Annotated in this window: 25 protein-coding genes; 16 read left to right on the top strand and 9 right to left on the bottom strand. The window is 65.9% G+C overall.

Features of this window, described 5'->3' with window-relative positions; translation table 11 throughout:
- The 4 genes from hflK to GGR17_RS13995 all read right to left on the bottom strand — a co-directional run bounded on the left by hflK (position 1) and on the right by GGR17_RS13995 (position 4,118).
- A complete protein-coding gene (gene hflK / locus GGR17_RS14010) occupies positions 1 to 1,128 on the bottom strand; it encodes an FtsH protease activity modulator HflK (RefSeq protein ID WP_054539353.1) in 1,128 nt (375 codons plus the stop codon).
- A 66-nt stretch (positions 1,129 to 1,194) separates the two neighbouring features.
- Positions 1,195 to 2,553, bottom strand: coding sequence for a glutathione-disulfide reductase (gor, locus tag GGR17_RS14005; RefSeq protein WP_054539354.1), 1,359 nt, complete (start codon positions 2,551 to 2,553; stop codon positions 1,195 to 1,197).
- A gap of 14 nt (positions 2,554 to 2,567) precedes the next feature.
- Positions 2,568 to 3,350, bottom strand: a complete 783-nt coding sequence (rpiA, locus tag GGR17_RS14000; RefSeq protein WP_054539355.1) for a ribose-5-phosphate isomerase RpiA — start codon at positions 3,348 to 3,350, stop codon at positions 2,568 to 2,570.
- 105 nt (positions 3,351 to 3,455) lie between these two features.
- Positions 3,456 to 4,118 (bottom strand): thiamine diphosphokinase, encoded by a 663-nt coding sequence (locus GGR17_RS13995; RefSeq protein WP_054539356.1) that lies wholly within the window; start codon positions 4,116 to 4,118, stop codon positions 3,456 to 3,458.
- Between the two features lie 141 nt (positions 4,119 to 4,259).
- Between GGR17_RS13995 and GGR17_RS13990 the strand changes: the two genes are divergently transcribed.
- On the top strand, positions 4,260 to 6,347 hold the full coding sequence (locus GGR17_RS13990; protein ID WP_054539357.1) for a hypothetical protein: 2,088 nt from the start codon (positions 4,260 to 4,262) through the stop codon (positions 6,345 to 6,347).
- A gap of 66 nt (positions 6,348 to 6,413) precedes the next feature.
- Here the strand turns inward: GGR17_RS13990 and GGR17_RS13985 are convergent, their stop codons facing one another.
- Together GGR17_RS13985 and GGR17_RS13980 are read right to left on the bottom strand one after the other, a co-directional pair.
- The gene (locus tag GGR17_RS13985) at positions 6,414 to 6,668 is read right to left on the bottom strand and encodes a DUF2842 domain-containing protein (protein ID WP_054539358.1); all 255 of its coding nucleotides are present in this window, start codon (positions 6,666 to 6,668) and stop codon (positions 6,414 to 6,416) included.
- Entirely contained in the window at positions 6,668 to 7,960 is a 1,293-nt protein-coding gene (locus tag GGR17_RS13980) for an adenylosuccinate synthase (protein WP_054539359.1), read from the bottom strand. The genes GGR17_RS13985 and GGR17_RS13980 overlap by 1 nt, the downstream gene beginning before the upstream one ends.
- Positions 7,961 to 8,096: 136 nt before the next feature.
- Between GGR17_RS13980 and GGR17_RS13975 the strand changes: the two genes are divergently transcribed.
- The 15 genes from GGR17_RS13975 to GGR17_RS13905 all read left to right on the top strand — a co-directional run bounded on the left by GGR17_RS13975 (position 8,097) and on the right by GGR17_RS13905 (position 22,204).
- The gene (locus GGR17_RS13975; RefSeq protein WP_054539360.1) at positions 8,097 to 8,495 is read left to right on the top strand and encodes a DUF6524 family protein; all 399 of its coding nucleotides are present in this window, start codon (positions 8,097 to 8,099) and stop codon (positions 8,493 to 8,495) included.
- A 93-nt stretch (positions 8,496 to 8,588) separates the two neighbouring features.
- Entirely contained in the window at positions 8,589 to 8,948 is a 360-nt protein-coding gene (gene secG / locus GGR17_RS13970; protein WP_037211257.1) for a preprotein translocase subunit SecG, read from the top strand.
- A 166-nt stretch (positions 8,949 to 9,114) separates the two neighbouring features.
- On the top strand, positions 9,115 to 10,758 hold the full coding sequence (locus GGR17_RS13965; protein ID WP_054539361.1) for a CTP synthase: 1,644 nt from the start codon (positions 9,115 to 9,117) through the stop codon (positions 10,756 to 10,758).
- A 71-nt stretch (positions 10,759 to 10,829) separates the two neighbouring features.
- Complete coding sequence (locus GGR17_RS13960) at positions 10,830 to 11,534, top strand: hypothetical protein (RefSeq protein WP_054539362.1); 705 nt, start codon at positions 10,830 to 10,832, stop codon at positions 11,532 to 11,534.
- Positions 11,535 to 11,576: 42 nt separating this feature from the next.
- Positions 11,577 to 12,020, top strand: a complete 444-nt coding sequence (locus GGR17_RS13955; RefSeq protein WP_037211264.1) for a tellurite resistance TerB family protein — start codon at positions 11,577 to 11,579, stop codon at positions 12,018 to 12,020.
- The gene (locus tag GGR17_RS13950) at positions 12,017 to 12,790 is read left to right on the top strand and encodes a phosphate/phosphite/phosphonate ABC transporter substrate-binding protein (RefSeq protein ID WP_054539363.1); all 774 of its coding nucleotides are present in this window, start codon (positions 12,017 to 12,019) and stop codon (positions 12,788 to 12,790) included. Before GGR17_RS13955 ends, GGR17_RS13950 begins: the two co-directional genes overlap by 4 nt.
- A 91-nt stretch (positions 12,791 to 12,881) precedes the next feature.
- Complete coding sequence (locus tag GGR17_RS13945) at positions 12,882 to 13,661, top strand: ABC transporter ATP-binding protein (protein ID WP_054539364.1); 780 nt, start codon at positions 12,882 to 12,884, stop codon at positions 13,659 to 13,661.
- A gap of 35 nt (positions 13,662 to 13,696) precedes the next feature.
- A complete protein-coding gene (locus GGR17_RS13940) occupies positions 13,697 to 14,425 on the top strand; it encodes a transporter substrate-binding domain-containing protein (RefSeq protein ID WP_054539365.1) in 729 nt (242 codons plus the stop codon).
- Between the two features lie 42 nt (positions 14,426 to 14,467).
- Positions 14,468 to 15,349, top strand: a complete 882-nt coding sequence (locus tag GGR17_RS13935) for an ABC transporter permease (RefSeq protein ID WP_054539366.1) — start codon at positions 14,468 to 14,470, stop codon at positions 15,347 to 15,349.
- On the top strand, positions 15,346 to 16,185 hold the full coding sequence (locus GGR17_RS13930; RefSeq protein WP_054539367.1) for an ABC transporter permease: 840 nt from the start codon (positions 15,346 to 15,348) through the stop codon (positions 16,183 to 16,185). The genes GGR17_RS13935 and GGR17_RS13930 overlap by 4 nt, the downstream gene beginning before the upstream one ends.
- A complete protein-coding gene (locus GGR17_RS13925) occupies positions 16,182 to 17,516 on the top strand; it encodes a glutamine synthetase family protein (protein WP_054539368.1) in 1,335 nt (444 codons plus the stop codon). The genes GGR17_RS13930 and GGR17_RS13925 overlap by 4 nt, the downstream gene beginning before the upstream one ends.
- 61 nt (positions 17,517 to 17,577) lie before the next feature.
- Positions 17,578 to 18,270: a type 1 glutamine amidotransferase gene (locus GGR17_RS13920; RefSeq protein WP_054539369.1), complete on the top strand. Its 693-nt coding sequence runs from the start codon at positions 17,578 to 17,580 to the stop codon at positions 18,268 to 18,270.
- Positions 18,263 to 19,618: a glutamine synthetase family protein gene (locus tag GGR17_RS13915; protein WP_054539370.1), complete on the top strand. Its 1,356-nt coding sequence runs from the start codon at positions 18,263 to 18,265 to the stop codon at positions 19,616 to 19,618. Before GGR17_RS13920 ends, GGR17_RS13915 begins: the two co-directional genes overlap by 8 nt.
- Positions 19,615 to 20,919, top strand: a complete 1,305-nt coding sequence (locus GGR17_RS13910) for an NAD(P)/FAD-dependent oxidoreductase (protein WP_054539371.1) — start codon at positions 19,615 to 19,617, stop codon at positions 20,917 to 20,919. The genes GGR17_RS13915 and GGR17_RS13910 overlap by 4 nt, the downstream gene beginning before the upstream one ends.
- Positions 20,920 to 21,004: 85 nt before the next feature.
- The gene (locus GGR17_RS13905) at positions 21,005 to 22,204 is read left to right on the top strand and encodes a DegT/DnrJ/EryC1/StrS family aminotransferase (protein WP_054539372.1); all 1,200 of its coding nucleotides are present in this window, start codon (positions 21,005 to 21,007) and stop codon (positions 22,202 to 22,204) included.
- A 106-nt stretch (positions 22,205 to 22,310) separates the two neighbouring features.
- On the opposite strand, the gene GGR17_RS13900 is transcribed toward GGR17_RS13905, so the two are convergent.
- From GGR17_RS13900 to GGR17_RS13890, 3 genes are all read right to left on the bottom strand, one after another.
- Positions 22,311 to 23,276: a LysR family transcriptional regulator gene (locus GGR17_RS13900; RefSeq protein ID WP_054539373.1), complete on the bottom strand. Its 966-nt coding sequence runs from the start codon at positions 23,274 to 23,276 to the stop codon at positions 22,311 to 22,313.
- 114 nt (positions 23,277 to 23,390) lie between these two features.
- The gene (gene phaR, locus GGR17_RS13895) at positions 23,391 to 23,951 is read right to left on the bottom strand and encodes a polyhydroxyalkanoate synthesis repressor PhaR (RefSeq protein WP_037206089.1); all 561 of its coding nucleotides are present in this window, start codon (positions 23,949 to 23,951) and stop codon (positions 23,391 to 23,393) included.
- 140 nt (positions 23,952 to 24,091) lie between these two features.
- The gene (locus GGR17_RS13890) at positions 24,092 to 24,541 is read right to left on the bottom strand and encodes a phasin family protein (protein ID WP_054539374.1); all 450 of its coding nucleotides are present in this window, start codon (positions 24,539 to 24,541) and stop codon (positions 24,092 to 24,094) included.
- Positions 24,542 to 24,592 lie beyond the last annotated feature (51 nt).

Here is a 24,592-nt window from a genome sequence, read left to right as displayed (position 1 = left end):
TCAGTTCCCCTCTGCCGGGCGGCGCAACTCGTTCAGCGGCAGATAGGGCACCACACCGCTGCTGCCGCTGCTTTCGTCGATGATCACCTTGTCCACGCGGCCAAGAACCTCTTCCAGTGTTTCCAGATAAAGCCGCTTGCGCGTCACATCCGGCGCCTTCTTGTATTCCTCGAGCACGGCGGAGAACCGGCTCGCCTCACCCTGGGCCTCGTTGACCACGCGGGCGCGATAGCCTTCGGCCTCTTCCAGCACCTGCGCGGCTTCACCGCGGGCGCCGGCAACCACCCGGTTGGCATAGGCGTCGGCCTGTTTCTCAAGCCGGTCACGCTCCTGCTCGGCGGCCTGCACTTCGCGGAAACTGTCGATCACCTCGCGCGGCGGATCGGCCTTGTCGAAGTTCACGCGTACCACGTTCATGCCGCTGTCATAGCTGTCGAGCGTCTGCTGGATCAGATCCTGCAGCCGGGCCGCGATCGAGCCTCGGTCGCGATTGAGGATCGGCGCCAGCTCCGACTGGGCGATGATCTCGCGCATCGCCGATTCAGAAACGGCGCGGATCGTCTGCTGCGGGTCACGCAGGTTGAACAGGAACTGCGCCGGATCGTTGATGTTCCAGACCACCTGGAAATCGATATCCACGATATTCTCGTCGCCGGTCAGCATCAGCCCGGCATCGCCGCCGGCGCGGCCCACGCCGATATCCTCTGTCTGTTCGCGGGTCACCGGAATGACCTCGGCGCTGACCAGCGGCCAGGGCGCGAAATTCAGGCCGGGATTGCCGGTCTGGGAATATTTGCCAAGGAACAGTTCCACCGACTGCTCTTCCGGCTTCACCGTATAGAAAGAGGCCAGCGCCCAAAGCACGACCGCCGCCAGCGCGGCCAGCGCGAACGTGCCGCGGGTGAAGGCCGGCCCACCGGACCCACCGCCGCCCGGGCGGCCACCCTTGCCGCCGCGCCCGCCCATCAGAACGCGAAGCTGTTCCTGCCCTTTTTTCATCAATTCGTCGATTTCGGGAATCTGGGGGCCCTCGCCGCCACTGCCGGAACCACGCCCGTCATTGCCGCGATTGCCGCCGCCCTTGTTCGAGCCGCCCCCTCCCCAGGGGCCTCCGTTGTTACCAGCCATTCAGCTCACACCCTCTTCTCGTATTGTCACGTCATGCCTTCCTAAGTGGTCAAACCGGTACGGATATCAAGCCGTGCGCACCGGCGCCTTCATCGTTACAAGCTCTTCCGACATGGTCGGATGCACCGCCACGGTCCGGTCGAAATCCTCTTTCGTCGCGCCCATCTTCAGCGCGACCGCCGCCAGCTGGATCAGCTCGCCCGCATGATCCGCGACGATATGACAGCCCAGAACCTTGCGGCTGGCCTTGCTGACGATCAGCTTCATCATCACCCGGTCGGGCCGCCCGGCAAAGAGCGACTGCATCGCCCGGAACGAGGTGCTGTAGACCTCGATCGCCTCCTGCTCGGCGGCCTGTTCCTCGGTCAGGCCGACGGTGCCAAGCTCGGGCTGGGTGAACACGGCGCTGGCCACCAGATCATGGTCGGGCTTGGTCGGGTTGCCCTTGAACACGGTTTCGACAAAGGCCGCGCCCTCGCGGATCGCCACCGGGGTCAGGTTGATGCGGTTGGTCACGTCGCCCACCGCATAGACCGAAGGCACGACGGTCTGCGAATAGTCATCCACCTCCACCGCGCCGCCGCGGCCGATCTTCACGCCCGCCTCTTCCAGCCCCAGCCCGCCCGTGTTGGGCACGCGGCCGGTGGCATACATCACCTTTTCATAGACATGTTCGCGCCCGTCGGTGGATTTCACCCAGATCCCGCCCTCGACCGGCTTCATCTCGATCACATCGGTGCCGACATGCAGGTTCACCCCCCGCTCGCGCATCAGCTCGGCCACATGGCCGCGCGCCTCGTCGTCAAAGCCGCGCAGGATCTGCGCGCCGCGATAATATTGCGTCACCGCCACGCCCAACCCGTTCAGGATGCAGGCAAATTCGCAGGCGATGAAACCGCCGCCGACGATCAGGATATCCCTGGGCAATGCCTCCAGATGGAAGATGTCGTTGGAGGTGATCACATGCTCGGCCCCCGGCATGTCGGGCACGAAGGGCCGGCCGCCGACGGCGACCAGAATGTGCTTGGCGGTGAAACGCTGCCCGGTGGCCAGCTTCACCGTATGCGCATCCTCGAGCACGGCGCGGGTGTCGAAAATCTCCACCCCGGCCTTGTCCAGATTGGTGCGATAGATGCCCTCCAGCCGGTCAAGCTCCGCATGCAGCTTGCCCTTGAACAGCGGCCAGTCAAAGCCGCCGGCCGTCACATCCCAGCCATAGGCGCGCGCATCCTCGAACCCGCCGGAATAGCCCGAGGCGAAGACCATCAGCTTCTTCGGCACGCAGCCACGGATGACACAGGTGCCGCCCATCCGGTATTCCTCGGCCAGGCCCACCTTCGCCCCGCCCTCGGACGCCGCCAGACGCGCCGCCCGCACACCGCCGGACCCGCCGCCGATCACGAATAGATCAAAGTCAAAACTCATGCTGCCCCGCGCCGTCAGAAATCTGCGAACAGATTGTCGTTTTCCAGAAAGTCGATCTTGTCTTCCTCGACCGTGCCGGTGTTGATGTCGCGCACCTCGACCTTGCCGTCGCCATGGCCGATCACCACGACATCGCAGATATCTATGAACAGGCCGTTCTCGACCACGCCGGGGATCTGGTTGATCACCAGCGCAAGCTGGCGCACGTTGCCGATGCGGCTCAGGTGCATGTCCAGCAGGTAATTGCCCTCATCGGTCACGAAAGGCGCATCGCCGTTCATCCGCAGCGTGGTGTCGCGGCCCAGAACATCGAGGTTGATCAGCGTCTCCTCGATCAGCGCCTTGGAGGTCTGCCAGCCGAACGGGATCACCTCGACCGGCAGCGGGAAGGCGCCAAGCTGCGCCACCTCCTTGGCCACGTCGGCGATCACGATCATCTGGTCGCTGGCCGTGGCCACGATCTTTTCCTGCAGCAACGCGCCGCCGCCGCCCTTGATCAGGTTCAGGTTGGCGTCGAACTCGTCGGCGCCGTCGATGGTCAGATCCAGCCATTTCGCCTCGTCCAGCGAAATCACCTCGATCCCGACCTGGCGGGCAAGTTCGGCGGTGCGCGTCGATGTCGGCACACCCTTGATCTGCATTCCGTCCTCGCGCACCAGCTCGCCCAGACACCGCACCATCCAGGCCGCGGTCGAACCGGTGCCAAGGCCCACGCGCATACCGTCTTCGACAAAATCGACCGCGCGCTTGGCGGCGACGAATTTGGCCTTGTCGATCGGGGAAAGCTCTCCGCTCATGGCTGGTCTCCTTTATGGCTCCCCGGTGTTATAGGAGAACTGTCCGTTGGCCGCGAGGGGCAAAAAGGCCCATTCCCGGCCCCGCACGCGGTTTTGGCGGCGCGTTCAGCCCGACAATGCCCCGGCCGCGGCCGCCAGCGCCGCGCGGGGCAGGATCACAACCATGCGCGGCGCCGCCACCGTCAGCTCGACGGCGCCGCCCGTCGCCTCGTTCGACGTGCCGATCCGCCCGTCGGGCGCAAAGCCGATACCGTCGATCGGCCATTTCAGCCCCCGGCTCTGCCCGGTGACGGGACCCATCGGAAACAGCGACACCCGCGTGCCCGGCTCCAGCGTGATCGCCAGGCGCGGCGGGCACAGAAAGGCGATGTCGTGCTCGCCGATCAGGATGCAGCGCTTTTCCGTCTGCCGGGTCAGCCCGGTCAGCACCGCAAGCTGATGGTCCAGCCGCGGCCCGAGAAACCCCAGCCCGAAGATCAGCGGCGCTTCTATCATCCGCAGACACTTGTCGAAATCGGTGCTCTCCTGTTCCGGTACGCAATGCAGCCGCGCCGCGGGAATGGCGGCACGGGCGGCCTCGGAGATGGAATCCATGTCACCGACAACCGCATCGGGCATGCGCCCCGCGGCAAGCGCACGGTCGGCCCCGCCATCCGCAGCCACGAGAACCGGCGCGCGCGTTAAGACTTCCGCCAGATCGGCTGGCGCGACTGCGCCCCCGCCGATCAGCGCGACTGGTTCAGAAGTTTGGACAATCATGGCTTTCATGTGGCAATATCTGCGTCAGAACGATTAAGACCACAATTCCAACACCATTAATCCCCCCAAAAATCTCCTTTCTGTTCAATTTCTGGAAACGGCCTATGGTAAACATGGTGCTGCTGGTAATGTTAGAAGGCGAGCCTGCCGATGGTCGGTGCAAATAAAATTCTTACGGTTTCCTACGGGACATTTTCCTGCACCCTCGAAGGATTCGAAGATTCGTTCGGCACGATGAAGGCGATCGCCGAGTATTTCCGGGATCTCGCCGCGGAAGACCGTTACTTCGGCGCCGAACCCGCGACGCCGGATGCGGACATGCTGCAACGCATCGCCGAGCGCGAGATCCGGCGCCGCGTCGATGCCAGCCTGCATGATGGCGGTATCCTGCTGCGGGCCGCCGATGGCCAGCACACGCCCGCCGCCGACCCCGCCACCCCGGCCGTGGCCGAAGCCCCCATGCCCGAAACGCCCCGAACCGAAGCGCCAAGGCCCGAAGCGCCGCGGGCAGAGCCGGCAGCCCCCGCGCCCGTGGCATCCGCCCCCGCCGCGCCGGAGCTCGGCTCGGTCGCGGCCAAGCTTGCCCGCATCCGCGCCGCTGTCGACACGGCGCGCACCGCCGCCCCGGCGGCGCCCCTCGCGCAGCCGGCGGAAACCTATGTCGAAGACGAGGAGCTTCCGCAGCCCCCCGCCGCCCCGGTCATGGCCCCCGCACCGGTGGAAGAACCGGTGGAAGAACCCGTCGAAGAGCCGATCGCTGAATCCCCGGCCTTCGAGGGCGCCACCGCCGACGAGACCGGGCAACTGCCCGACGCGATCATCGAAGACAGCCCGCGCGAAGAGGCGGTTGAAGAAACCGCCGACGAAGACACCATTGCCGAAGAACCGATCGCCGAAGAGCCCGCCGAGGCCGAGCCCCTGGTCTTGCCCGAACAAGAGGCAGAGCCCGAAACCGCCGTGACGGAGCCGGAGATCGACCCGGTCCTGGCCAGCGTGCTGCGCGCCACCGCGACCGAGGAGTATGAGGAAGAGGCGGAAGCCGAGCCCGCCCCCGAACCCGTAGCCGCGCCGCAAGAGCTTGCCGAACCGGAGCCCGCCGCCGAAGAAGAACCGGCCGAGGAAGAAATCCCCGCCGCGGAATTCGCCGCCGTGCCCGAAGAGCCCGCCGAGCCCGAGGCCCCCGAGGAAGCGCCCGCCGAGCCGGAGATCGCGGCCACCGAGCCGGAGCCGCAGGCCGAGGAACCCGCCGAGCCCGCCATCGCGAAAACGCCCGTCGTGGACCCCGACGAAGACATCACGCGCCGCCCCGGCTCTGACACCGCGCGCCGGGCGGTGGAGCGCGCCCGCGCCCGCGTCATGAAAATCAAGCGCACCGATCTGCAGTCTGTCCCGTCCGGGCTGCCCGAGGCCGCGCCCGGTGATACGGCAGATCTGGAAACCGGAACGCCCGATATCGGTGCCGCGCCGGGCGATCTGCCCGAGCCCGCCCTGTCGGCAGAGGAAGAGGCCGATCTGATGGCCGAACTGGCCGAGGTGGAGCGTGACGCCGTCCGCTCGGGCCCTGCCACGCCGCGCCGCATCCGGCCCGGTGGCAAGCGAAAGCCCGAAGAGGCCGATGTCTCGCGCCTCGTCGACGAGATCAACACCAAGATGGAAGGCAGCGAGCATCGCCGCCGCCGCACCGCCATCGCCCACCTCAAGGCCGCCGTCGCCGCCACCGTGGCCGAACGCCGGGCCCGCCCGGGCCGCAACGGAGAGGCCGAGGCCGAGGCCGAAAAACACCCCTACCGCGAAGACCTGGCCCATGTGGTGCGCCCCGGCGGCCGCAGCGCCCGCGGCAACCGGATGCCGCCGCTGGTGCTGGTTTCCGAACAGCGCATCGATTCTCCGGAACATGGCAGCACCGGCAATCTGGCGCTGAAATCCGTGGTCGAGGAGCAGGACGACAGCAATATTTTCGCCGCCGAGGAAAGCTTTGCCGATTTCGCCGCGCGGATGGGGGCCACGGATCTGTCCGACATGATCGAAGCCGCCGCCGCCTATGCGGTGCGTGCCCGCGAAGACGACATCTTTACCCGGCCGCAGGTGATGGAGCTTGTGGCCAGCACGCCGCGCGGCAAGGAATTCGCGCGCGAGGACAGCCTGCGCGCGTTTGGCCGGCACCTTCGGGAGGGGCCTTTCGAACGGGTCAAACGGGGTCAGTTCATCATTTCGAAAACCTCGCGCTTTATGTCTTGAGCGCGCGGGCAAGATCGGGCCAGATATCCCGGTTCCGTGAAGGGTAACGAGTATGGGGCGGAAGACCTAAGGGTCTTCCGCCCCGTTTTTTTTCGCCCCGGCATCTTGCGCCTCGGGGTCTGCCTTGCCGACGCCGCGAAACACGAACCGGAACGGCAGAATCCACAGGAATCCCAGCCCCACGTAGATCGCCAGCTCCACAAGAACCGACGGCCGGTCGATCAACCCCGCCAGCGTCACCGCCAGCACGATATAGAGCGGTAGCCCGATCAGCAGAATCACCAGCGACCAGCGCCGCCGCGCCTTGTAGGACAGCGCCATCAGTCGGCGAACGGGTCGGTGACAAGGATGGTGTCGTCCCGCTCGGGCGAGGTCGACAACAGCGCCACCGGACACTGGATCAACTCTTCGACCCGGCGCACGTATTTCACCGCGGCGGCAGGCAGTTCGGCCCAGCTGCGCGCGCCCGCCGTGCTGTCGGGCCAGCCTTCCAGCGTTTCGTACACCGGTGTCACGCGGGCCTGTTGATCGGCGGCGGTCGGCAGATAATCCAGCATCCTGCCGTCGAGCTCGTAGCCGGTGCAGATCTTCAGCTCGTCGAACCCGTCGAGCACATCGAGCTTGGTCAGGGCGATGCCCGACACGCCCGAGGTGGCGCAGGTCTGGCGCACCAGAACCGCGTCGAACCAGCCGCAGCGGCGCTTGCGCCCGGTCACGGTGCCGAATTCGCGCCCGCGTTCGCCGAGGCGCTGACCATTGTCATCGTCCAGCTCTGTCGGGAACGGGCCCTCGCCGACGCGGGTGGTATAGGCCTTGACGATGCCCAGCACGAAATCCACCGCCCCCGGCCCCAGACCGGTGCCGGTGGCAGCCATGCCCGCCATGGTGTTGGACGATGTGACAAACGGATAGGTTCCGAAATCAACATCCAGCAGCGCGCCCTGCGCGCCTTCGAACAGGATGCGCTTGCCGGCGCGGCGGTCTTCGTTCAGCACCTTCCAGACCGGCGCGGCGAAGGGCAGGATCTTCGGCGCCACCTCTTCAAGCTGGGCCAGCAGCGCGGCGCGGTCCACCTCCGGCAGGCCGAGGCCGCGGCGCAGCGCATCGTGATGCACCAGCAGCCGGTCCACCCGCAGCTCCAGCGTGGCCTTGTCGGCCAGATCGGCCACCCGAACGGTACGCCGGCCGACCTTATCTTCATAGGCCGGGCCGATGCCGCGCCCGGTGGTGCCGATCTTGGCCACCGCGTTCTGGTTTTCGCGCGCCCGGTCCAGCTCTCCATGCACCGGCAGGATCAGTGGCGTGTTCTCGGCGATCATCAGGTTGTCGGGCGAAATCTCCACCCCCTGCGCGGTCAGCCGCGCGATCTCGTCAATCAGCGCCCAGGGGTCCAGCACCACGCCGTTGCCGATGACAGAGCGTTTGCCCTTGCGCACGATGCCCGAGGGCAGCAGCGACAGTTTGAACACCTCGCCGTCGATGACCAGCGTGTGGCCGGCGTTGTGACCGCCCTGAAAGCGCGCGATCACATCTGCGCGCTCCGAGAGCCAGTCGACGATCTTGCCTTTTCCTTCGTCGCCCCACTGGGCGCCGACGACGACGACATTTGCCATAGCTGATCCTTGCACTTGCGGAAAACCCGCGCCCGTATAGCCGCCCGCGCCCTGGCCCGCAAACGCCAAATTCACCCCGGGGCTGGACAGGCCACTGCAGGTGCGCCACCAAAGCGCCGAAAGAAAGAAGCGTGTGATGTCCGGTATCGTTTTGCGCTGGGGGTTCGCCTTTGTGTTGCTGTCGCTCACCTATAACCCGACGCGGTGGAATTTCACCCGCTGGGCGATGGAGAACTACCGCGAAAGCCTGCCGCTGGCGGTGCTGACGGGGCTGGTGCTTCTGGTCGGCTATATCATCTACCTGCGCGCCACGCTGCGCTCGATCGGGGCGTTCGGCATGCTTCTGGTCGCCGCGCTGGTGGGCGCGCTGATCTGGGTGCTGATCGACTGGGGCGTGCTGACGCTGGACAATCCCAGCCTCAACCTGTGGCTCGGCCTGTTTGCCACCTCCGCCGTGCTGGGCATCGGCCTGAGCTGGAGCCGGGTGCGCCGGCGCCTTTCGGGCCAGACCGATGTGGATGACGTGGATGAATGAGGCGGCCGGGCCCCCCTTCCGCCAACAGGGGTTGCGAGCCCCGCCCCAAGCGCCTAGATAGACGCGTCGAACAAAAGCCCGGATCCGCGCCTCATGGAAAACGTCGTCCTTACCATCCACCTGATCCTCGCGCTCTGCCTGATCGGGGTCGTGCTGCTGCAACGCTCCGAAGGCGGCGGGCTGGGCATGGGCGGCGGTGGCGGTGGCGGCGGCGTGATGTCGGGCCGGGCCGCGGCCACGGCCCTGGGCAAGCTGACCTGGATCTTCGCCGCCGGCTTCATCGTCACCTCGATCGTGCTGACCTTCATCGCCGCGGAAAAATCGGCGGGCACCTCGGTGCTGGACAGGCTGGGCGCCCCGGCCCCGGCGGTGCAGCAGGAAACCGCGCCGGCCGATGATCTTCTGCCGCCCACACCCAGCGACGCACCGCTTCTGCCGCCCCGCGCGGAGTAAGAAAAACCACTAAACATTGATTCGGGCGGACAATTCGCCCCAGCATCTTGCGGTGCGGTTGCGGGGCGTTCGCGAATCCGTTATACGTTAAATCCCGTGATGCTGCGGCTGTCGAAGGCCGAATCGAACAGCCGAAACATGACAATTCACGGGGGATGCCAGCCATATGGCACGTTTCATTTTCATCACGGGCGGCGTTGTCTCCTCACTTGGCAAGGGTCTTGCCTCTGCCGCGCTCGGCGCGCTGCTGCAGGCGCGCGGCTTTTCGGTGCGGCTGCGCAAGCTTGATCCCTATCTGAACGTCGATCCCGGCACGATGTCGCCCTTCGAACATGGCGAGGTGTTCGTCACCGATGACGGCGCCGAAACCGATCTCGACCTTGGCCATTACGAGCGTTTCACCGGCGTTGCCGCGCGGGCCACCGATTCCGTCAGCTCCGGCCGCATCTATTCCACCGTGCTGGAGAAAGAGCGCCGCGGCGATTATCTCGGCAAGACCATCCAGGTGATCCCCCACGTCACCGACGAGATCAAGGATTTCATCTCGATCGGCGAGGATGAGGTCGATTTCATGCTCTGCGAGATCGGCGGCACCGTCGGCGATATCGAGGGCCTGCCCTTCTTCGAAGCGATCCGCCAGTTCAGCCAGGACAAGCCGCTGGGCCAGTGCATCTTCATGCACCTGACCCTGCTGCCCTATATCGCCTCGGCCGGAGAGCTGAAGACGAAGCCGACCCAGCATTCGGTCAAGGAGCTGCGCTCGATCGGGATCGCGCCCGATATCCTGCTGCTGCGCTCGGAACACCCGATCCCCGAGAAAGAGCGCGAGAAGATCGCGCAGTTCTGCAACGTGCGCAAGGACGCGGTGATCGCCGCCCCCGATCTGGAAACCATCTACGAGGCCCCGCTGGCCTATCACCGCGAAGGGCTGGATCAGGCGGTGCTGGATGCGTTCCGGATCAGCCCCGCGCCCAGGCCCGAACTGTCGCGCTGGGAAGACGTGATGGACAGGCTGGTCAATGCCGAGGGCGAGGTGCGTGTGGCGATCGTCGGCAAATACACCCGGCTCGAAGACGCCTACAAATCGATCGCCGAGGCGCTGACCCATGGCGGCATGGCCAACCGGGTGCGGGTGAAATCCGAATGGATCGACGCCGAGATCTTCGAACGCGAAGATCCCGCGCCCTATCTGGAAGGGTTCCACGCCATCCTCGTGCCCGGCGGCTTTGGCGAGCGCGGCACCGAGGGCAAGATCAAGGCCGCGCAATTCGCGCGCGAACGCAAGATCCCCTATCTGGGCATTTGCCTCGGCATGCAGATGGCGGTGATCGAGGCCGCGCGCAATCTGGGCGGCATGGCCGACGCGGGGTCCGAGGAGTTCGACCACGAGGCCGGCAGGAAACGTTTTACCCCGGTGGTCTATCACCTCAAGGAATGGGTCAAGGGCAACCATACCGTGGCCCGCAAGCTGGATGACGACAAGGGCGGCACCATGCGCCTGGGCGCCTATACCGCCTCGCTGACCAAGGGCTCGAAAGTGGCGCAGGTCTATGGCTGCACCTCGATCGAGGAACGCCACCGCCACCGCTACGAGGTGGACACCAAATTCCGCGAAAGTCTCGAGCAACATGGCCTGTGCTTTTCCGGCATGTCCCCCGATGGCCGCCTGCCCGAGATTGTCGAGGTCAAGGATCACCCCTGGTTCATCGGTGTTCAGTTCCACCCCGAGCTGAAATCCAAACCCTTCGCCCCGCACCCGCTGTTCGCCGATTTCGTGCGCGCCGCCAAAGAGGTGGAGCGGCTGGTGTGATCACCGCCGCCCGCGCCTGACCGCGCGGCGCGCGCGCCGGGGCAAGGGGCGGCAAACCGGAAAGGGATCGCATGATCCTGCGCCTCCCGCGTCTTGCCCTGGCCCTTTGCGCCGCCTTCGCCCTGCCCGCCCGCGCGCAACACATCGCCGCCGAAAGCTATGCCACCCTGCGGGCCGAGCTTGACGGGATCGTCGCCTTCGAAACCCTGCCCTGGCGGGCAGAGCCGGGGCTGAACTTCGACCAAGCCCTCCGCCTTCCCGGCCTCTGGCTGGGCGAGCGTTTCGCCGGCCAGTCGCTGGCGCCCGGCGCAAGCGCCCATGACCTGCCCGACGCGGCTGCCCCCGCCGCGCCGCTGACGGTGCGCCCCGGCCGGCCGGGCGAGAACCTCGCCGTCGCCTTTCATCGCGGTTTCGGCTCCAACGCGCTGTTCCCGCTCGGGTCCGACGGGTTCGCGCGGATCTCGGGGCGGGGCGAAGGCGCGGTGGCCATCCTGTTCGACCATGACCAATACGCGCTCGGCCTGCGGCTGCACGCGCAATACCCCGCCCCGTTGGGTGCCGCGCCGGAAACCGGCCCGGTCACGGTCGCCTTCTTCGCCCGCGATGGCCGCCGCCTTGCCACCCTGCGCCACATCCCGGCGGCGGGCGTGGTGGCGCTTGGCTGGCGCCGCGCCGGCAACCGCCCCGATATCGCCGGCATTCTGATCACCAACACCGATCCCGGCGGCATCGCCATCGACGACATCATTTTCCAGCGCACCCCGCCGCTGGGCTGAAGGCCCCTTGGCCCCGCCCGTGTCGCGGCATATATGTGCCCCATGTTCGCAGATTTCCTCTCGCGGCTGATCCAGCCGCAACCCGCCCCCCTCGCCGGCGCCGACGCCCGCTTTGCGCTTGCCGCGCTTCTCGTGCGCGTCGCGAAATCCGATGGCGACTATGCCGAGGATGAGGTGGCGCGCATCGACCGTATCCTGGCCACCCGCTACGGGCTGTCCCCGTTCGAGGCCGTGGCCCTGCGCCGCGACGCCGAAGTGCTGGAATCAGAGGCGCCCGATACCGTCCGCTTCACCCGCGCCATCAAGGATGCCGTCGCCTATGAAGAACGCGAAGCGGTGATCGAGGCGCTGTGGGATGTGGTGCTGGCCGATGGCGTGCGCGACCATGAGGAAGACGCGCTGCTGCGGCTCGTGGCCAATCTGCTGGGCGTCAATGACCGCGACAGCAACCTTGCCCGCCAGCGGGTCGAAGCCCGGCGCACATGATCGCCGCCCTGCCAATGTACGACCGGCCCGAAAACGCGGCCGCGCATGATACATTCTGGGCGCTCACCCGCGACGCGCTGCGCGCCGAGGGCGTGGCCGCGCCCGATACCCTGACCCGCGACATGGATATCTGGCAGGGCTGGCAGCACCCGCAGCTTGTGCTGGGCCAGATCTGCGGCCTGCCGCTGCGCGCGCGGCTCCATGACCGGCTGACCCTGATCGCCACCGCCGACTACGGGCTGGAGGACACGCCGCCGGGCCATTACCGCAGCCTCTTCGTGGTGCGCGCGGGCGACAGCACCGATCTGCCCGCCTATGCCGACCGGGTCTTTGCCTATAACGAGGCGCTTTCGCATTCCGGCTGGGCCGCGCCGCAGCTTGCCGCCGCGAAGCTGGGCTTCCGCTTTCGCCGCACCCGTGCCACCGGCGCCCACCGCCAAAGCGCCATCGAGATTGCCGAAGGCCGCGCCGATATCGCCGCGATCGACGCCATAAGCTGGCGGGCGATGCTGCGGCACGATCCGGCGGCGCGCGCGCTGCGGGTGATCGGGCACACAGGGGCCGCCCCCGGCCAGGCCTTCGTCGCCGCCAAAGGCACAGACCCGGCCCCGCACCGGCGCGCGCTGCGCACCGCCATCGCCGCCCTTCCCCCCGCGGACCGCGCCGCGCTTGGCGTCACCGGCGTGATCCGCATCCCTCTTTCGGCCTATATCGGCGTTCCCACACCGCCCGGCCCCGGGCACGACCCTGCCGACATGCCTGTTTCTTAGGCTTTCCCACACGTAATATGCCCAGGAGCCGTTGCATTCGCCGTTTTTTTACGCCCTTATTCCCGCTTGAAAGCAACAGAAGCGGCCCTTCGTGACCCCCAAAGCACCGCCCGTCATCGAAATCCGGAACCTCCACAAAAGCTTCGGCGCGCTGGAGGTGCTCAAAGGTGTCGACATCGCCGCGAAGAAGGGCGATGTCGTGTCGCTCATCGGCTCTTCGGGCTCGGGTAAATCCACGCTTCTGCGCTGCGCCAACCTGCTGGAAGACAGCCAGAAGGGCGAAATCCTGTTCGACGGAGAGCCGGTGCGCTGGCGCGGCGAAGGCCAGCGCCGCCAGCCGGCGGACCGCAAACAGGTGATCCGCATCCGCACCAACCTGTCGATGGTGTTCCAGCAGTTCAACCTCTGGGCCCATATGACCATCCTGCAAAACGTGATGGAAGCGCCGCTGATCGTGCTGGGTCACGCCCCCGATGAGGTAGAGGCCCGCGCCCGCGCCCTGCTCGACAAGGTCGGGATCGGCGACAAATGCGATGCCTACCCGGCCCAGCTTTCGGGGGGCCAGCAACAACGCGCCGCCATCGCCCGCGCCCTGTGCATGGAACCCCGCGCCCTGCTGTTCGACGAACCGACCTCCGCGCTCGACCCCGAGCTTGAGCAGGAGGTGGTCAAGGTGATCCGCGCGCTGGCCGACGAGGGGCGCACGATGATCATCGTCACCCATGACATGCGCATGGCGGCGGATGTGTCCGACCATGTCGTGTTCCTGCATCAGGGCCGGATCGAGGAACAGGGCCCGCCCGCCGAGATCCTCGCCGACCCGCAAACCGACCGCCTGCGCCAGTTCCTCAGCGCCACCGTCTCTGCCTGACACCGACAACAAGACCTCAACACGGGAGTATCACCATGAAAAAACTGATCCTGACCACCGCGGCCCTCGCCCTGACGTCCGGCATGGCCCTGGCCGAAAGCCATGGCATGACCGTGCGCATGGGCACCGAGGGCGCCTATCCTCCGTATAACTTCATCAACGATGACGGCGAGATCGACGGGTTCGAGCGCGAGCTGGGCGACGAGCTGTGCTCGCGCGCCGAACTGACCTGTGAATGGGTGACCAACGAGTGGGACAGCATCATCCCCAACCTGGTGTCGGGCAACTATGACACGATCATCGCCGGCATGAGCATCACCGACGAGCGCGACGAGGTGATCGACTTCACCCAGAACTACTATCCGCCCGCGTCATCCGCCTATGCCGCGCTGGACGGCGACGTGGATGTGAAGGCCGGCGTGATCGCCGCGCAGACCGCCACCATTCAGGCCGGCTATGTCGCTGAAACCGGCGCCACGCTGCTGGAATTCGCCACCCCCGACGAATCCGTCGCCGCCGTCAAGAACGGCGAGGCCGACGCCGTGTTCGCCGACAAGGATTACCTGGCGCCGATCGTCGCGGAATCCGAGCTTGTCTGGGCCGGCACCGACGTGTCGCTGGGCGGCGGCATCGGCATCGGCCTGCGCGAATCCGACACCGAGCTGAAGGCGAAATTCGATGCCGCCATCACCTCGATGAAAGAAGACGGCACGCTGAACGCCATGCTCATCAAATGGTTCGGCGAAGACATCGTGACCTACTGATGACCGCGCCGGCGGGGCCGCCTCTGGCCCCGCCATTTCCGCATGTTCTCCAATTGCTCAGACCCATCCAGCCTTGATGGCCTTGCCTGGTTCGCCTGCTATCTGACCAATGGCAAGCATATGGCATTTTACGGCTCCTTCGGGGTCGTGATGGTGCTGTTGCTGATCACCGCGCCCGCCGCGCTGGCCTTCGGCTTCGGCGGGGCGATGGCGGCACGCTCGCCCTTTCTTCCGCTGCGGCTGATCGGCAAGGCCTATAGCGCGATGGTGCGCGGCATTCCCGATATCGCCTTCTTCCTGTTCGTGCCCTTCGCCATGGATCAGGGTCTGGAATGGCTGCGCCATCACGCCAGATGCCCCGACTGGGACGCACCGATCCGCCAGGGCAATGATTTCGTGGTCTGCGCCGCGGCCAAGCTGCCGCTGTCGTCCAGCCCGCAATGGGTGCATGAAACCTACGGGTTCTTCATGGCCGTCTTCGCCTTTGCCGTGGTCTTCGGCGCCTTTGCCGCCAACGTGCTCTATGGCGCGATGCGCGCCGTGCCCCGCGCCCAGATGGAAACCGCCGAGGCCTATGGCATGTCCGATCGGCAGGCGTTCTGGCGCATCCTCGTGCCGCAGATGTGGATCTACGCGCTGCCCGGCCTGTCGAACCTGTGGATGATCCTGATCAAGGCCACGCCGCTGCTGTTCCTGCTGGGGGTCGAGGATATCGTCTATTGGGCCAAGGAACTGGGAGGGGCGAAAACCACGATCTACGCCTACCCGCACGATGACTGGCGGCTTTACTACTTCCTCGGGCTGCTGGTGTTCTATCTGGGCCTGACCCGGATCAGCGAGGCCCTGCTGGGCCGGCTGACACGGAACCTTTCGCACGGGCAGGCCACCATGGGCGGCGAAGCCCAGAGAAAGGCCCCCGCATGAGCTGTTGGGACACCGTTCAGGCCTATGCCTTCCGCTCCATCGGCGTCGGAGAGCGCCTGCTGCCGCGCTCTGATTTCACGCTCTGCGAGCAGGTCACGCTGATCGGCTCGGGCCTGATCTGGAATATCTATTTCGGCGCGCTTGCGCTGTTCTTCGGCTTTTTCCTGGCCACCGCCGTGGCGCTGGCCAGAAACAGCCACCACCGGCTGATCCGCAAACCGGCCGAATGGTTCATCTTCCTGTTTCGCGGCTCGCCGCTGTTCATCCAGTTCTTCCTGGCCTACGAAAGCTTCGTGCTGCTGCCCAAAAACGGCATCGACCTGAACCTGGGCTTCGTCACGCTGACCGCCAGCACCGGCTGGCTGACCCGCGCCTGGGCGGGCGCGCTGATCGTGCTGTTCCTGAACACCGCCGCCTATTCCGCCGAGATCTTCTACGGCGCCCTGCGCTCTGTGCCGAAGGGCGATATCGAGGCCGCCGACGCCTATGGCATGACCGGCTGGAGCAAGTTCCGCCGGGTGATCTGGCCAACGATGCTGCGGCTGGCCTGGCCCGCCTATACCAACGAGGCGATCTTTCTGTTCCACGCCACCACGCTGGTCTATTTCTCGGGCTTCCCGGCCTGGCGGCAAAAGGGCGATGCCCTTTACTATGCCAGCTACTTCGCGGATAAGACGTTCAATCCCTTTATCCCCTACCCGATCGTGGCGGGGTATTTCATCCTTCTGACGCTGGTCGTCATCACCCTGTTCGGGCTGATGAACCGCCGCCTGAACCGGCATCTGCCACAGGCCGCGCGCACCCGCATCAGGTTCAAACCGCAGGTTCTGAGATGAGCGAATGGCTGATGGCCCACCCCGAGGTCCGCACGATCCGCGTGGCGGCCTCTGATCTGAACGGTCAACCGCGGGGCAAGCGCATCCCCACCCGTTTCGCCGGCAAGGTCGAAAGCGAAGGCACCCGCTTTCCGATCTCGGCGCTGAACCTCGACATCTGGGGCGAGGATATCGAAGACAGCCCGCTGGTGTTCGAGGCCGGCGATCCAGACGGGGTGCTGCGCCCCACCGAACGCGGCTTCGTGCCCATGCCCTGGCTCGAGGCGCCCACGGCGCTGCTCCCGCTGTGGATGTTCCACGAAGACGGCCGCGCCTTTGACGGCGACCCGCGCCATGCGCTGGCCCGCGTGATGAACCGCTACCGCGCGCTCGGCCTCACCCCCGTGGTCGCCACGGAGCTGGAATTCTACATGATCGACGACAGCAGCACCCGCCTGCGCGTGCCGCCCTCGCCCCGCTCGGGCAAGCGCCGGCCCGGCGCCGATACGCTGGCCCTGCGCGCGCTGGATGCGTTCGACACGTTCTTCACCGATCTCTACGACGCCTGCGAGGCGATGGACATTCCCGCCGACACCGCGATTTCCGAGGCCGGCCTGGGCCAGTTCGAAATCAACCTGGTGCATCAGGCCGACGCGCTGAAGGCGGCCGACGATACCTGGCTGTTCAAGATGCTGGTGCGCGGGCTGGCGCGCAAGCACGGCTTCGCGGCCAGCTTCATGGCCAAACCCTATGATGATTACGCCGGCAACGGGATGCACACGCATTTCTCGATCCTCGACGCGCAGGGCGACAACATCTTCGATGACGGCGGCCCCAGGGGTTCTGACGCGCTGCGGCACGCGGTCGCGGGGTGCCTGCGGGCGATCCCCGGGTCAACCCTGCTGTTCGCGCCGCACGGCAATTCCTATGACCGGCTGGTGCCCGGCGCCCATGCACCGACGAGCATCTGCTGGGCCTATGAAAACCGCACCGCGGCGGTGCGCGTGCCCGGCGGCGCCAGCGCCGCGCGGCGCATCGAACACCGGGTCGCGGGGGGCGATATCAACCCCTATCTGATGCTTGCCGGGGTGCTGGGCGCGGCGCTTCTGGGCCTGGAAGACAAGGCCGAACCGCCCGACCCGATCACCGGCAACGCCTATGAGCTGGATCTGCCGCAGATGCCCGGCAGCTGGGCCGCCGCCACGGACGCCTTCGAGCGTTGCCCCGACATCCGCCGCATCTTCGCCCCCGGCCTGATCCGCAACCTGCTGCTGACCAAACGGCAGGAACAGCGCTTCTACACAGAGCTTTCCCACGAAGAGCGGATCGAGCTTTACCTCGACACGGTATAGCCCCCCTTGCCGGGCGGCGCAGGCCCGGCTACCGTCGCGGAAACAACAACAAGAGCATCCCATGCTGATCGGCATTCTAGAAACCGGCCTCGTACCCGATGTGCTTCGGGTCCGGCACGGCGCCTATCCCGACATGTTCGAAAAACTTCTGGCCGGGCGCGGCTTCGACTTCCGCCGCTGGTGCGTCGTCGACATGGAATTCCCCGACACCGTGCAAGAGGCCGACGGCTGGCTGATCACCGGATCGCGCCACGGCGCCTATGACGATCTGCCCTTCATCAAGCCGCTCGAAGCCTTCATCCGCGAAGCCTATGCCGCGCATGTGCCGATGGTCGGCATCTGCTTTGGCCATCAGATCATCGCCCAGGCGCTTGGCGGCAAGGTCGAGAAGTTCAGCGGCGGCTGGGCCGTGGGCCGGCAGGAATACACGGTCAACGGCCGGCCGCTGGCGCTGAACGCCTGGCATCAGGATCAGGTCACGCAACTTCCCGACGATGCCACCGTCATCGGCAGCGGCCCGTCATGCGAATATGCCGCGCTGGCCTATGGCGACCGGGCGCTGTCGGTACAGCCGCATCCCGAATTCGACGCGGGCTTCATCGACGGGCTGATCCGCGAACGCGGCAGGGGCATCGTGCCCGACCCGTTGCTCGAAGACGCCAGCGCCCGGCTTGACGCCCCCACCGACAATTCCGCCATGGCCGAGATGATCTCGGCCTTCTTCCTCAGCCCCCGCAAGGTGCCCCATGTCTGACTGGACCGACTCCCTTCCCGAAGCCGCGCTCGATTATCTTCAGGGTCGCCGCCTGGACGAGGTCGAATGCATCGTCGCCGATATCGCCGGTGTGGCGCGCGGCAAGGCGATGCCCGCTTCGAAATTCGGCAAGCAAAGCCATTTCTACCTGCCCAACTCGATCTTCCTGCAAACCATCACCGGCGACTGGACAGATATCGAAGGCCAGGCCTTCACCGAGCCCGACATGATCCTCACCCCCGACCTGTCCACCGCCACCGCCGCGCCGTGGTCGGCGGATGTCACGCTGCAGGTGATCCACGAGATCAACGATCAGGCCGGAAACCCGGTGCCCACCGCCCCGCGCAACGTGCTCAAGCGGGTGGTCGAACTTTACAACGCCCAGGGCTGGGATCCGATCGTCGCCCCCGAGATGGAGTTCTTCCTGGTCGCCCGCAACATCGACCCCGCCCAGCCGATCGTGCCGCCGATGGGCCGCTCGGGCCGCCGCGCCGCCGCGCGTCAGGCCTATTCGATGTCTGCGGTCGATGAATACGGCCCCGTGATCGACGATATCTACGATTTCGCCGAGGCCCAGGGCTTCGAGATTGACGGCATCCTGCAGGAAGGCGGCGCCGGCCAGATCGAGATGAACCTGCGCCACGGCGACCCGGTGAAACTGGCCGACGAGATCTTCTTTTTCAAACGCATGATCCGCGAGGCCGCCCTGCGCCACGATTGCTTCGCCACCTTCATGGCCAAGCCGATCCAGGACGAGCCGGGCTCGGCCATGCACATCCACCACTCGGTGGTGGACATCGAAACCGGCACCAACATCTTCTCCGAACCCGACGGCACCGAAAGCCATGCCTTCCTGCATTTCATCGCCGGAATGCAAAGCCACCTGCCCTCGGTCATCGCGCTGCTGGCGCCCTATGTGAACAGCTATCGCCGCTACGTGCGCGACTTCGCCGCCCCGATCAATCTCGAATGGGGCCGCGACAACCGCACCACCGGGCTGCGCGTGCCCGTATCGGGCCCCGAGGCGCGGCGGCTGGAAAACCGCATCGCCGGGATGGATTGCAACCCCTATCTGGGCATCGCCGCCTCGCTCGCCTGCGGCTATCTCGGCCTGATGGAGGCGAAATATCCCAAAGAGGAATTCAAGGGCGACGCCTATGACAGCGACGAGGATATCCCCCGCGGCATGAACGAGGCGCTTGACCTGTTCGACGAGGCGCCCGACATGCACGCGGTTCTGGGCGAAGAGTTCTGCAAGGTCTACTCCGCCGTCAAAACGCTGGAATACAAGGAATTCCTGCAGGTCATCAGCCCGTGGGAGCGTGAACATCTTCTGTTGAACGTATGAACCTTCTGTTCTCCAACGACCGGCCCGGCACCTACCCCGAAAGCTGGTACGCCGCCACCGCCACCCCGCCCGGCCCCTTCCCGGAACTGCGCGGCGACACCAGGGCCGATGTCTGCGTCATCGGCGGCGGCTATACCGGCCTCTCGGCGGCGCTGCACCTTGCCGGACGCGGTTATGACGTGGTCCTGCTCGAGGCGCACCGCATGGGCTTCGGCGCCTCGGGGCGCAACGGCGGGCAGGTCGGCTCCGGCCAGCGGCTGGAACAGGATGCGCTGGAACGGCTGATGGGCGACGAAGACGCCACCCGCCTGTGGCACCTGGCCGAAGACGCCAAGGCGCTGGTCGCCGCGCTGATCGCCGATCACGGTATCGATTGCGCCTATCGCCCCGGCGTCGTCCACGCCGACTGGCACGCGGCCGATGTGCCGCACAGCCACGGCTATGCCGAAAAGCTGCTGCGCGAGTATGAATACGACCTGATCGAACCGCTCACCCGTGACGAGATGCAGGCCCTCGTCGGCACCACCGCCTATCAGGGCGGCTATGTGGATTGGGGCGCGGGGCACCTGCACCCGCTCGCTTTCGCCTTTGGCCTGGCCCGCGCCGCCGCGGATGCCGGCGCGCGGCTGCACGAACGCTCTCATGTCCACCACATCCGCCACGGCGCCCAGGCCGTGGTGCAGACAGACAAGGGCCGGGTCACGGCCGATCACGTGATCCTTGCCGCCAACGGCTATCTCGGCGGGCTCGACCGCAAGGTGGCCGCCCGCGTCATGCCCATCAACAATTTCATCCTCGCCACCGAACCGCTGGGCGAGCGCGCCGACACCGTGCTGACCAGGGACGTCGCCGTCGCCGACAGCAAGTTCGTGGTCAACTACTTCCGCCTCTCCGCCGACAAGCGCCTGCTGTTCGGAGGCGGCGAAAGCTATGGCTACCGCTTCCCCTCCGATATCGCCGCCACCGTGCGCAAACCGATGCTGGAGGTGTTCCCGCATCTGCGCGACGTGAAAACCGATTACGCCTGGGGCGGTACGCTCGCCATCACCATGAACCGCCTGCCCTTCTTCACCCGCCCCGCCGCCAACATGCTGTCGGCCTCGGGCTATTCCGGCCACGGCGTGGCGCTGGCGGTGCTGGCCGGCCGGATCATGGCCGAGGCCACCGCCGGACAGGCCGAACAGTTCGATCTGATGGCCCGCATCCCCACGCCCCGCTTCCCCGGCGGCAGTGCCCTGCGCACACCGCTGCTCGCGCTGGCCATGAGCTGGTACGCGATGCGCGACAGAATAGGCGTTTAACCGCCACCGGGCCAAATAGCGGTTGGCCATCGGCGGCGGCTCATTTACAGTTTTTCTGAAAGTGACATTCAGAAAAGGTGCACGCATGGCCCTCGCCCCCAATGTCTACGACGCAGAGCCGATCCCCGAGGCCGCCCGGGCCGAGATCGACCGCCTGCTGCAAAGCGGGGACCTGTTCCGCTACACCGCCCCCGAAAACGCGCCGGTGGCGCTGCTGGAACAGGAATTCGCCGATTTCATGGGGGTGAAATTCGCACTGGCCGTCGCCTCCTGCTCGGCCGCGCTGTTCCTGTCGCTCAAGGCGCTGGACCTGCCGCGCGGCGCCAGGGTGCTGGTGCCGGCCTTCACCTTCGCCGCCGTCCCCTCGGCCATCGTTCACGCCGATTGCCAGCCGGTGCTGGTCGAGGTGGCCGAAAATTACCGCATCGACATGGCCGATTTCGAAGCGAAACTGACCGATGATATCGCCGCCGTGATGATCAGCCACATGCGCGGCCACACATCCGACATGGACGCGATCATGGCCCTGGCCGAACAGCGCGGCGTCCCGGTGATCGAAGACGCTGCCCATTCGCTCGGCACGCTCTGGCACGGCAAGAAGATCGGCACGCTGGGCAAGATCGGCTGCTTCTCGTTCCAGTCCTACAAGATGATCAACGCCGGCGAAGGCGGCATCCTGATCACGGATGACGCCGACCTCATCGCCCGTGCCATCATCATGTCCGGCGCCTATGAACACAACTGGAAGAAACACCCGGTGGTGCAGGATCGTTTCGGCCACTGGCAGAACAAGCTGCCGCTCTATAACACCCGGATGCAGAACCTCTCGGCCGCGGTCATCCGCCCGCAACTGCCCGAGGTCGCCCGCCGCATCCGCGATGGCGGCGCCAACCACGATTACGTGGCCGGCCTGCTGAACCGGACCCCCTGGCTGCACGTGCCCGACCCGCTGCTGCCCGAAACCCGCGCCCCGGACTCGATCCAGTTCAACATGGTCGGGTTCGACAGCGACGACGAAGCCCGCGCCTTCCAGTCCGCCGCCAAGGCCCGTGGCGTGGGCGTTCAGGTCTTCGGCCTGTCGGCCGACAACGCCCGCGCCTTCTGGAACTGGCAGTTCATCCCCGGCGAAATGCCGAAACTGCCGCAAACCCGCGCCATGCTGATGCGCGCCTGCGATGTACGCCTGCCCGCACGCCTGACAAAGCCCGAACTCGACGTGATCGCCGGCGCCCTGATCGACGCCGCCGAAGAGGTGAAGGGCGACACCCGCGCCTACGGCACCTGACCCATCATCTTTCCGGAAATATCCCCGCCGGAGGCAAGAAAGTTTCCGGCGCAACAGAAAGATTCAATGCCTCCGGCGGGGATATTTATCGAAAGATGAAGCAGGATCAAAGAACCCGGAGCGCGCCTTGCAGCCAGGGCATTTGCGCGATGGCCGGGGTTACGATCATCTCTTCCAGCAACGGCCGCAAGCCGGCGGCGACCCGGACCGGCATGTCCTGCAGCACACCGGCGCGCGCGCTGAGCGAAATCGTGCGTGACAAGGGGGCGAAGGGCAGCGGCAGGATCTCGACCTGATCGCGGAACCGCTGGGCCCGCAGATAGCCCAGCGGGGTCAGGATCGTCCAGCCGGCGCCGCCCGCCACCATCGCAAGAATGGCGTGGTAGCTGTCCAGCTCGAACCGGTGGGCGAGGGTCAGGTGCTGGCGGGCAAGGTGCTCTGCGATCTGGCGGCCCATGTGGTGGCGCAGCGTGTACTGGATCAGTGGCAGCGCCTGAAGCTGGGCCAGCACGTCATTCGCCGCGTCGATCCGGCCTTTCGGGACCGCGGCAACGAAAGGTTCACGCAACAGCGGGTGCACCTCCATCCAGTCGGCCGCCGCGCCCATTTCCGCGGCCACGACCATGTCCAGGGCGCGGGTGTCCAGCAGATCGAACAGCCGGTGGCTGGCGCCGGTTTCCAGCAGGAACTGGCAGGTTCGCAGTTCTTCGGCCATAACCGACAGCAGGCGTGGCGTGACGTCGGCGTCGAAATCCTCGATCATGCCGAGGCGGAAATCGGTAAGCGCCGACAGGTCCTGCGCCGCAAGCTCTGCCTTGGCCTGCTGCGCCTCGGACAGGATCAGCTGGGCCCGGCGGCGAAACATCTGCCCCGCCGGTGTCAGCGTCACCGGCCGGGTCGAGCGGTCCATCAGCACCGCCGCCAGCGCCGCCTCCAGCCCGGCGAGCTGCTGGCTGATGCCCGACGGGCTGACGCCCAGCCGGCGCGCGGCGGCGGAGACCGAGCCTTCGTCGGCGGTGGCGATAAACGCCTCTATCCCCCACAGGGTGATCCGGCCGGATGAATGGACCATCTGTGCGCATCTCCGATCCTGTGCCGGCGTGGCGCGCAGGCGCCCGAGGCGGGAAGGCCCGGCGCGCGGCACAGGCATGAACAGCGTTCAGCATCCCCCGGCGCCGGCTTGCGGTTATTTCTCGATCTTGGAGAGTTTCGCCTGAAGCTCGGCGAGCTGCTTCTTTATCTTGTCCAGATCGTCCGCCGCCACCTCGCTGTCGCCGTCATCGGCCGAAGGCCCGGACCAGTTCCCCGAGATACCGCCGGTCATGGCTTTCATGAACGCCTCCTGCTGCTTCTGCATGGCGTCGAAGCCGGGCATCGCGGCCATCGGGTTGGGAATGGTGCCCAGGTTCTCCATCATCTTCGACTGCCCGTCGCGCAGCATCTCGAAGCTCATCGCCAGGAATTGGGGCACCACGCTATGGGCCTGGGTGGTATAGCTGCGCACCAGATCGTTGAGAACATTGACCGGCAGAACGCTTTCGCCCCGGCTTTCATGTTCCGCGATGATCTGAAGCAGATATTGCCGTGTCAGATCATCCCCGCTTTTCAGATCGACGATCTGAACCTCGCGCCCCTCCCGGATGAACCGTGCAATGTCTTCCAGCGTCACGTAGTCGCTGGTTTCGGTATTATAAAGCCGCCGACTGGCATATCGCTTGATCAGAAGCGGTTTCGCGTCGTCCGTCACAAACCTTCTCCCCTCAGAACTGCTGTTGTTGCAGCGCAGAGAAGCTTAGGCGCAGTTGTCGGAAAAAGAAAGGGCGAGCTGAAACAGCCCGCCCAAACGATTTTTCCGGCCGGAGCGGCATCCGGTGCAAGCCAGGGCGCTTACTTGGTTGCGGCGGTGGCCTTCTTGGCAGCCGCGGTGGCCTCGTCGGTGGCCTTCTTCACGGCGGCGCTGGCATCTTCGGAGATGTCCTTGCCGGCGGCCAGCAGCAGCTCGACGGTTTCCATCTGAACCTTCTTGGCAACCTCGGCATAGGCGGCCATGTTCTCGGCGGCCATCTCGGCGGATGCGGATGCGAAATCCGACAGCGCCTTGGTGTAGTCGGTCGGCTCATCCTTGACGGTGGTCACGGCGCCCAGCTTGGAGATCGTGTCCTTCGTCCACTTGGACGAAATCTCGTTGGATTTCTCGGCAGCTTCCAGAGCCACTTTCGACATCTTCTCACCCAGCGCAGCCGTGGTTTTGAAAGCGTCCTGGAACGCGGATGTATCCATCGGGAAGGATCCCATCATGTCCTGCATCATCTTGGTAAAGTCTTGTGTGGTAGCCATCTCATTTCTCCTTTGGCCGGGAAATCCCGTTTCTGCACCCGCAATCTACAT

The organism is Actibacterium naphthalenivorans, assembly GCF_014196965.1.
In the GTDB taxonomy this organism is placed as follows: domain Bacteria; phylum Pseudomonadota; class Alphaproteobacteria; order Rhodobacterales; family Rhodobacteraceae; genus Actibacterium_A; species Actibacterium_A naphthalenivorans.
This window is presented reverse-complemented; position numbering and strand designations above follow the sequence as displayed.

What these genes read in the sequence shown, in the direction of transcription:
- GGR17_RS13960 (WP_054539362.1), top strand. Translation starts at nt 10,830, where the DNA reads ATGATCCTGCGCCTCCCGCGTCTTGCCCTGGCCCTTTGCGCCGCCTTC.
- GGR17_RS13915 (WP_054539370.1), top strand. Translation starts at nt 18,263, where the DNA reads ATGTCTGACTGGACCGACTCCCTTCCCGAAGCCGCGCTCGATTATCTT.
- GGR17_RS13995 (WP_054539356.1), bottom strand. Translation starts at nt 4,118, where the DNA reads ATGAAAGCCATGATTGTCCAAACTTCTGAACCAGTCGCGCTGATCGGC.
- GGR17_RS13890 (WP_054539374.1), bottom strand. Translation starts at nt 24,541, where the DNA reads ATGGCTACCACACAAGACTTTACCAAGATGATGCAGGACATGATGGGA.
- gor (WP_054539354.1), bottom strand. Translation starts at nt 2,553, where the DNA reads ATGAGTTTTGACTTTGATCTATTCGTGATCGGCGGCGGGTCCGGCGGT.
- GGR17_RS13905 (WP_054539372.1), top strand. Translation starts at nt 21,005, where the DNA reads ATGGCCCTCGCCCCCAATGTCTACGACGCAGAGCCGATCCCCGAGGCC.
- GGR17_RS13900 (WP_054539373.1), bottom strand. Translation starts at nt 23,276, where the DNA reads ATGGTCCATTCATCCGGCCGGATCACCCTGTGGGGGATAGAGGCGTTT.
- secG (WP_037211257.1), top strand. Translation starts at nt 8,589, where the DNA reads ATGGAAAACGTCGTCCTTACCATCCACCTGATCCTCGCGCTCTGCCTG.
- GGR17_RS13990 (WP_054539357.1), top strand. Translation starts at nt 4,260, where the DNA reads ATGGTCGGTGCAAATAAAATTCTTACGGTTTCCTACGGGACATTTTCC.
- GGR17_RS13980 (WP_054539359.1), bottom strand. Translation starts at nt 7,960, where the DNA reads ATGGCAAATGTCGTCGTCGTCGGCGCCCAGTGGGGCGACGAAGGAAAA.
- GGR17_RS13965 (WP_054539361.1), top strand. Translation starts at nt 9,115, where the DNA reads ATGGCACGTTTCATTTTCATCACGGGCGGCGTTGTCTCCTCACTTGGC.
- GGR17_RS13930 (WP_054539367.1), top strand. Translation starts at nt 15,346, where the DNA reads ATGAGCTGTTGGGACACCGTTCAGGCCTATGCCTTCCGCTCCATCGGC.
- GGR17_RS13925 (WP_054539368.1), top strand. Translation starts at nt 16,182, where the DNA reads ATGAGCGAATGGCTGATGGCCCACCCCGAGGTCCGCACGATCCGCGTG.
- hflK (WP_054539353.1), bottom strand. Translation starts at nt 1,128, where the DNA reads ATGGCTGGTAACAACGGAGGCCCCTGGGGAGGGGGCGGCTCGAACAAG.
- GGR17_RS13935 (WP_054539366.1), top strand. Translation starts at nt 14,468, where the DNA reads ATGTTCTCCAATTGCTCAGACCCATCCAGCCTTGATGGCCTTGCCTGG.
- GGR17_RS13985 (WP_054539358.1), bottom strand. Translation starts at nt 6,668, where the DNA reads ATGGCGCTGTCCTACAAGGCGCGGCGGCGCTGGTCGCTGGTGATTCTG.
- GGR17_RS13910 (WP_054539371.1), top strand. Translation starts at nt 19,615, where the DNA reads ATGAACCTTCTGTTCTCCAACGACCGGCCCGGCACCTACCCCGAAAGC.
- GGR17_RS13920 (WP_054539369.1), top strand. Translation starts at nt 17,578, where the DNA reads ATGCTGATCGGCATTCTAGAAACCGGCCTCGTACCCGATGTGCTTCGG.
- rpiA (WP_054539355.1), bottom strand. Translation starts at nt 3,350, where the DNA reads ATGAGCGGAGAGCTTTCCCCGATCGACAAGGCCAAATTCGTCGCCGCC.
- GGR17_RS13975 (WP_054539360.1), top strand. Translation starts at nt 8,097, where the DNA reads ATGTCCGGTATCGTTTTGCGCTGGGGGTTCGCCTTTGTGTTGCTGTCG.
- GGR17_RS13940 (WP_054539365.1), top strand. Translation starts at nt 13,697, where the DNA reads ATGAAAAAACTGATCCTGACCACCGCGGCCCTCGCCCTGACGTCCGGC.
- GGR17_RS13950 (WP_054539363.1), top strand. Translation starts at nt 12,017, where the DNA reads ATGATCGCCGCCCTGCCAATGTACGACCGGCCCGAAAACGCGGCCGCG.
- GGR17_RS13955 (WP_037211264.1), top strand. Translation starts at nt 11,577, where the DNA reads ATGTTCGCAGATTTCCTCTCGCGGCTGATCCAGCCGCAACCCGCCCCC.